Genomic DNA, 6,577 nt, shown 5'->3' with positions numbered 1-6,577 from the left:
TGAAAAAAGCCACCGCGAGGTGGCTTTTTTCATTCCGGGACAGCGCAGACGAGAAGCGCGCCTGCGCGCGCTTCGTGTGGGATGAGAAGGGTTGCGCGTATTTGCGCAACCGCGGCCTGCAGGATGTAGGCGAATCCCACCGTCTCCGCCAGGTATCATGAAAAAAGCCACCGCGAGGTGGCTTTTTTCATTCCGGGACAGCGCAGACGAGAAGCGCGCCTGCGCGCGCGCAGGCTCGATTCACAGACATGGCGTACCTTCGGGCATCGAGCCAAACGATTCGACAGCACGGATCGTGGTCGCCTTCGGAAGCCTGATAGGGAAGTCGATCAGCGGCAGGAACGGCCGGTAGACCACATGCGTGCATTCGACCCGGTCGGCCTCATCGCATATGCTGGCGCTGACGAAGCGTATGCAGTTGCTGGCGTTCGGGTCTGCCAGGCAGATTTCACGGTTGTCCCTCGGGCATATCGGCAGGGATCCTGTCGGGATCTCCTGCATCGTCATGCTGCCGTCCGACGCGCGCAGCAATGCCTGGTAGCTGATCCTGACGCTGTCATCGCTGACAGGTGCGGATATGATCAGATCGCCCGGCGAGTCGCGGAAGACGGCGCGCTGCCGGATGCGGTCCAGCGCATTGGTGTCGCGGTGATTGGCAAACGCAGCAGCGTCTGCTGCATGCCGGGTAACCTCGTACAGCGTATTGAGTACGAACATTACGCGCGCCAGCTCGATGACGGCGAGGACCATCGTGAAGAACAGGACGGCGAGAATGCCGAATTCGGCCGCTGCAACCCCCGACTGACGCAACATCGGCCGTGCAGCCATCCGGCGCTGTATATTACCGGCCGACATACCGCATCTCGTAACGGGCTTCGATCGGCACCCCGTAGCGGCCAGTGTCGATTCCGAATATCTGATCGTACATATTCATGCTTACCGCTACGGTCACAGTGTCCGGAAGCGTGCCGCTGCGCACTCCACGGCATTGATTGTCGCCGCACTGGATCTCGACTGCAATGTCGTAGATCCCACCGGGCTGTAGCCCTTCGATTTCGGTTTCAATAATTTCCGTCGCGATGTCCGCAGCTGCCATTGCCAGCGCAGGCTCGCGCATTTCCTGAGCGCTTATTCCGGATAAGTATCGGGCGGCATCGAAGGCGGCTTTCTGCGCAGCGGTGTAATGCCAAAGACATCGTGCAGTCAATAGCGGAACAATGATGATCGCGATAAAGATCGGGAGGAGTAACGCGAACTCGACAGATGCAGCTCCCCGCTGCATGCGGTTGAATGGATAGCGTTTCATGGATATAGAATGACCTCTCCAGCCAGGCTGTTTTCAGGAACGATGCCGCTGAATTCTGCATAGACGCCAGCTGCATCTGCAGGGGCGGTCATGAAAAATTTCCCGATGGCGAGCGCGGTCGCGCCTACGTTTCCGCCTGCGGGCACGGGACAGGCGAGCAGCGGGATGTGCAGCAGTCGCCGTTCAACGACGGAGATCTCCATGGTTTCCGTAGAAGGACGGGTGTAATGGGCACCAGTCGTTGGCTGATAGGGCTGGGTGGAGCCTGGATAACCGGTCGCCGCCGGAACTGGCGAGCCGGGGTACAGTGTCGCCCAGTCGGACGTGGAAAACTTGGCATAAGCACCGCTCGGCTCTGGAGAGCCTGGCGAGAACGCCGAAAACTTGACTGCTCTCCCGTGGGCCCACAAAGGACCATACATGCCGCCCGTCGTGCCGGCAGGCGGGGCGGGGAGATCGGCGATCGTTTCGAGCCGCCCGCGTGCGACCGTCTCAAGCGCACTCTGACGGCTCGGGCGTGGATTCATCCATATTGCACCTCCACTGGCGCCTGGCGTGTACGCCTTGATGTTGAAGTCGGGAGGCGCTCCGTTGGGGCGGCATGCATTCCCGTCATACTGGTCGAAACGGGAGTTCAGTTGACGGTACAGCGACGCGATGGGAAACGGCGAGCCCACCCGGATGGCGCCTCCCGTAAGACGGGGAACCCACAGGCGCCCCGCACATACGAAGGGTGCGAGCGCACTGGCGGTCGTGTTCGACGCCGATCCGGCGCCGCCTGGTGGAGCAAGAGGATCGAGGGCGAAATTTGCCGGGTCGGTACCGCCCGGGTTGAGCCGCATCAAATTGTAGGTGACCCCACGGCGAAAGCCATACTCGACCAGCTCGACTGCCGCAGGCGTTCCGGGATTCGTGCGTGCCTCGCCCGCGACCGGGGACATTGCACAGATCGCCAGCGGCATGGCATGAATCGTGGATCGTCCCGCGATTGCAGTGTAACCAATATTGACTCCAGAAATCGACCTCGAGAGCAAGGGCATGACGTACGCTTCAACCAGGCCGACCTCGGCAGACAAGGCGCTCGTGTCGACTTTGACGTAGAAGCGCCCTTGTGCCGCGCTCCTTGCCGTATCCGCCGTTACCCATTCGGCGCCGGCCGCCGGCGTGCTGCTGAACATTAAGGCGCTGTTGCTCCAAGCGAGTCGGCGGCTATACCGGTACCTCAGGCGGCCGGCGGTCTCTGCTGCCTTCGCGAGTGCAGCATCGACACCGGCGCTCGTGCCATCGAGTTCGCGAGCGGCGGAGATAGCGATGGCTCCGGCGATCCCATGCATTTCAGCCTTGCGGTTGTAGAGCACTGCGGCATCGACTGCCAGGCCGCAAAAGCCAAGCATTACCAGCAGCAGCACGGTGAACAGGACGGCGAAGACGCCATTTTCCCTTCGTTTATAAGGCGGGACGCATCCATGGCGCTCGCGAGGAGGGCCCAGCCTGGACGGTTTGCAATACGGCGTTGGGGACGCCATCGCTGCTCCTGTTCGTGATCGCATGGCGTGGATATGCCGACGAGTCGATTTTAGGAGTTTCGTACGTAAGGCAATTGACCGGGTGCAAAGGCAGACTTCATGTGATTCCGCGAAGGCCATTGGCGCCTCTATAGCGCCTGCTTACAAAAAAATTCTCGCATACCCACGCGCCGAAAGCGCCGCGACATCCGCCAGCAGCGCTGGCAGGAAATTGCCGCCCGCATAGGCGATATACCGCGGCTCCCACACCGGGTGGAATTTTTCCTTGTAGGCGCGCAGTCCCTGGAATTTGTAGAACGATTCGCCATGCCGATAGACGAAACTTGCCAGCCGGCTCCACACGGGCGAGACCTTTGATACGCGCAGGCCCGACAGCGGCGCCATGCCGAGATTGAACCAACGGTAGCCGTGTTCCTGGCCCCACAGGAAGACATGGGTGAGCAAGCCATCCATCATGCCGCGCGGCGCCGTGTGCATGAAGCGCATCAGGTCGATCGACTGCTCGTCGCCGGTGGGCCCGCACAGCAGGTTGGCGAAGGCGACGATGCGGCCTTCGCGCTCGAGCACCGCCACTGGTTGCCGTACCAGGTAATCGTCGGCAAAGAAGCCCAGCGAAAATCCTTTCTCGCCGCCCGCCTTGCCGGCCAGCCAGTCGTCCGACACCGAACGCACCTGCGGCAGGATCGCCGGCACCGATTCCGGCGCGACGATCCGAAAATCTGCGTTCTCCCGCTTCAGGCGCTGTAGCGCGGCCCGCAATTGCTTGAAGCGGCCGCCGGCGAGCGACAAGCCGGCGAGATGGATGCGCGCCTCCTCGCCGAGCTTGGCGAAGGCCATGCCCAGGTCGGCGTAGGCATGCAACTGCTCCGGATGCACCTGGTAGAACACCGGGGTGGCGCCATCGTCGTCGGCGCGCTCGACGAAGTCGCGTATCAGCGCCGCGGCGGCGGCCGGTGGGCCGACAGGATCGCCCAGCGCCATCCAGGTCCGGCCGCGCACGCCATACATGATGAAGGCCGTGCGTTCGGCATTGAACAGCAGGTCCTTGTCGCGCAGCCATGCCAGGTAGGGCAACGTGGCGCCCTGGGTGTGGACGATGCGCTCGGCGTCGGCCAGTGCCTCGCTCGACGGCGGCCCGGCCAGGTGCGGGAGCGGCCCGAGCGGACGTGAGAGTCCGAACGCGAACAGCGCCACGGCGGCGCCCAGGCTCGCGCGCAGGAAGCGCGGCGCGTCGCCGTGCAAGGCCACCTGCCACCACAGCGCGTCCGAATAATCGACATGGCGGTAGGCGAAGACACCGATCCACAGCGACGCGCCGAACGCGGCGGCGATCGCGACGATCCACCCCGGCGAAAGGCGCGTGTCGAACAGGGCCGCGCGCCGCTCGAACAGGCGTCGGCTGGGCACGAATACCAGCAGTAGCGAGGCCAGCAGCGTCGCCTCTTCCCAGTCGCCGGCTTTCAATAGCGAGGCAGCGATGCCTGCCGCCAGCGCGCCGAGCGTGAGATGCCAGGCCAGCCGGATGCGGCGCGCGATCGCCTGCGACAGCAGCAGGAGCGCCACGCCGACCACGCTGCCGAGGAAGTGGGATGCTTCGAACAGGCCCGTCGGTAACAGGCGCGACAGCCAGTGGAGTCGCGCGTGCTCGGCCGGCGTGGCGCCCGAGACCAGCAGCAGCAGGCCGGCCATGAAGGTGAACAGCGATAGCAGGCGTGGCGCGAGCCGCACCGAGTGCTGTCCCAGCGACTGGCCGAGCTGCGCCAGGCGCGCACGCCGGCGCCGCGTCTCGTCGCCGACCAGCAGCAGCAGGGCCAGGCTCAGTGGAATCAGATAATAGACCAGGCGATACAGCAGCAGGGCCGCCACGATCTGGTCGGCGCGCAGATAGGGCGCCAGCAGCAGCGCCACGATGCCGTCGAACACGCCGAGTCCGCCGGGTACATGGCTGGCCAGCGCCACCATCTGCGCCGCCAGGAAGGCGCCCAGCACCACGGGGTAGGACGGCCCGCCGGCCGGCAGCAGGGCGTACAGGACGCTTGCCGCCAGCATCCAGTCGGCCGCCGACACCAGCAACTGGGCCAGCGCGATCGGCGGCGGCGGGATCGGCCTGTCGAAGACGCGTATCCGCAGCGGCGTCTTGCGCAGCAGGGGCAGCGCCAGGTAGGCGCCCGCCAGCGCGAGGCAGGCCAGGCCGATCCAGCGCGCGCCGCGCTGCGCCAGTTCGCCGTCCAGCCAGGCATGCGGGTGGGTGGCGAGGCTCCAGCCGCCCAGGGCCAGCAGGCCGAGCCAGTAGGTGGCGCCGTTCAGGGCCACGATCCGCGACAGGTCGGCGCCGCCCACGCCCCAGCGCGCATAGAACCTATCCCGGTAGGTGAGAGTCGTTCCTGCCGCGCCTGGCAAGCGTGCGCTGCGTTACTCGTCGTTGCATGGCTAGCCATGCGGCCTCCTCGCGCCTTGCTCACGCTGGCCATGCATCGCCATGAACTTCCCCTCACCTACCGGGATAGGTTCATAGAAGCGGTGGCGCACGGCGGTTCCGGACAGCAGTGCGAAGCCGACGCTATTGCTGATCGCGTAGGCGATGAAGGCGGTGAGCGCGATGCGCGTGCGGGCGATGCGCTTGCCGATATACAGGAAGGCGAGCTGGTCATAGCAGCTCAGGATCAGGTAATTGGCCGCGCAGAACAGCAGGGCCAGCAGCAGATGGTCGGCGCCGAGGCGGGCCAGCGCGGCCTGGAGGTCGCGATAGCGCACCGCCTGCAACTGCTCATGCAGGACCCACATTGCCGCGCACAGCAGCGCGGCGGCGAGCGCAGGCGCCAGCCAGCTGCGCCACCTGGCCTGCTTGCTGGACATTAAAGCGGAACTCACGTGGGCGGTCCTCTCGGCGGTGCACAAGGCAGGGGCCGCCATGCCGGGCTGGCATGCGGGCAGCCTTCTTTCGAGCCTCGAGGGGACGCAGTGGTTCCGTGACGCCGGCTGAGGAGCGACAAGCGCTCCTCATGCAATTCAGGCCTGGCGGTTGGCTTTTGCGCGGTGGCGTTCCTGTAGCCAGGCCACGATCCCAGGCACCAGCGACAGCACGATGATGCCCATGATGACCGCCGTCAGGTTGTCATTGACCCAGGCGATATTGCCGAAGGCGTAGCCGGCCACCGTCAGCGACACCACCCACAAGGTGCCGCCGGCCACGTTATACGACAGGAAGGTGCGGTAGCGCATGCTGCCCAGCGCGGCCACGAAGGGCGCCAGGGTACGCACGATCGGCACGTAGCGCGCCAGCACGATGGTCTTGGGGCCATGGCGCTCGAAGAACCGTTCGGTGTGGGCGATGTGTTCGGGCTTGATGAAGCGCAGCCGGTAGCCGTGCTTGACCCGGTCGCGAAACAGCGTGCCGATCGCGAAATTGACGATGTCGCCGACCACCGCCGCGACGATCAGGAGCGGGATCAGGACCGGCAGCGACAGCATGCCCTTGGCCGCCAGCGCGCCGGTCACGAACAGCAGCGAGTCGCCAGGCAGGAAGGGCATCACGACGACGCCGGTCTCGACGAAGATCACGGCAAACAGCAGGACGTAGACGAGGATCTGGTACTCGGCCGCGAGGACGGCCAGGTGGCGGTCGAGGTGGAGGAACCAATCGAGGAGGGTAGTGAGCATGTGGTTTATCTGGTTTGACGGTTACGCACGCCCGCCGCTGCCAGCAGGGACGGGGGCGACAGTGTAACGCATGCGCGGCTTGGGG

The 6,577-nt window shown here is 64.9% G+C and carries 6 protein-coding genes; all 6 read right to left on the bottom strand.

The window, feature by feature from the left end:
- Positions 1 to 240: 240 nt before the first annotated feature.
- Positions 241 to 855, bottom strand: a complete 615-nt coding sequence (locus E8M83_RS02635; protein WP_137171842.1) for a TadE family protein — start codon at positions 853 to 855, stop codon at positions 241 to 243.
- The gene (locus E8M83_RS02630) at positions 842 to 1,306 is read right to left on the bottom strand and encodes a TadE family protein (protein ID WP_137171841.1); all 465 of its coding nucleotides are present in this window, start codon (positions 1,304 to 1,306) and stop codon (positions 842 to 844) included. The genes E8M83_RS02635 and E8M83_RS02630 overlap by 14 nt, the downstream gene beginning before the upstream one ends.
- Positions 1,303 to 2,832 carry a pilus assembly protein TadE gene (locus E8M83_RS02625; protein ID WP_229491391.1) on the bottom strand — a complete coding sequence of 510 codons (1,530 nt, stop codon included), beginning with the start codon at positions 2,830 to 2,832 and terminating at the stop codon, positions 1,303 to 1,305. Before E8M83_RS02625 ends, E8M83_RS02630 begins: the two co-directional genes overlap by 4 nt.
- Before the next feature lie 141 nt (positions 2,833 to 2,973).
- Positions 2,974 to 5,232 (bottom strand): bifunctional lysylphosphatidylglycerol flippase/synthetase MprF, encoded by a 2,259-nt coding sequence (gene mprF, locus E8M83_RS02620; protein ID WP_137171840.1) that lies wholly within the window; start codon positions 5,230 to 5,232, stop codon positions 2,974 to 2,976.
- Between the two features lie 30 nt (positions 5,233 to 5,262).
- Complete coding sequence (locus E8M83_RS02615) at positions 5,263 to 5,703, bottom strand: hypothetical protein (protein ID WP_137171839.1); 441 nt, start codon at positions 5,701 to 5,703, stop codon at positions 5,263 to 5,265.
- A 138-nt stretch (positions 5,704 to 5,841) separates the two neighbouring features.
- On the bottom strand, positions 5,842 to 6,492 hold the full coding sequence (locus tag E8M83_RS02610; protein WP_137171838.1) for a VTT domain-containing protein: 651 nt from the start codon (positions 6,490 to 6,492) through the stop codon (positions 5,842 to 5,844).
- Between the last annotated feature and the right edge of the window lie 85 nt (positions 6,493 to 6,577).

The sequence above is a fragment of the Massilia sp. HP4 genome, assembly GCF_005222695.1.
GTDB lineage: Bacteria > Pseudomonadota > Gammaproteobacteria > Burkholderiales > Burkholderiaceae_D > Telluria.
This window is presented reverse-complemented; position numbering and strand designations above follow the sequence as displayed.

What these genes read in the sequence shown, in the direction of transcription:
- E8M83_RS02635 (WP_137171842.1), bottom strand. Translation starts at nt 855, where the DNA reads ATGTCGGCCGGTAATATACAGCGCCGGATGGCTGCACGGCCGATGTTG.
- E8M83_RS02630 (WP_137171841.1), bottom strand. Translation starts at nt 1,306, where the DNA reads ATGAAACGCTATCCATTCAACCGCATGCAGCGGGGAGCTGCATCTGTC.
- E8M83_RS02625 (WP_229491391.1), bottom strand. Translation starts at nt 2,832, where the DNA reads ATGGCGTCCCCAACGCCGTATTGCAAACCGTCCAGGCTGGGCCCTCCT.
- E8M83_RS02610 (WP_137171838.1), bottom strand. Translation starts at nt 6,492, where the DNA reads ATGCTCACTACCCTCCTCGATTGGTTCCTCCACCTCGACCGCCACCTG.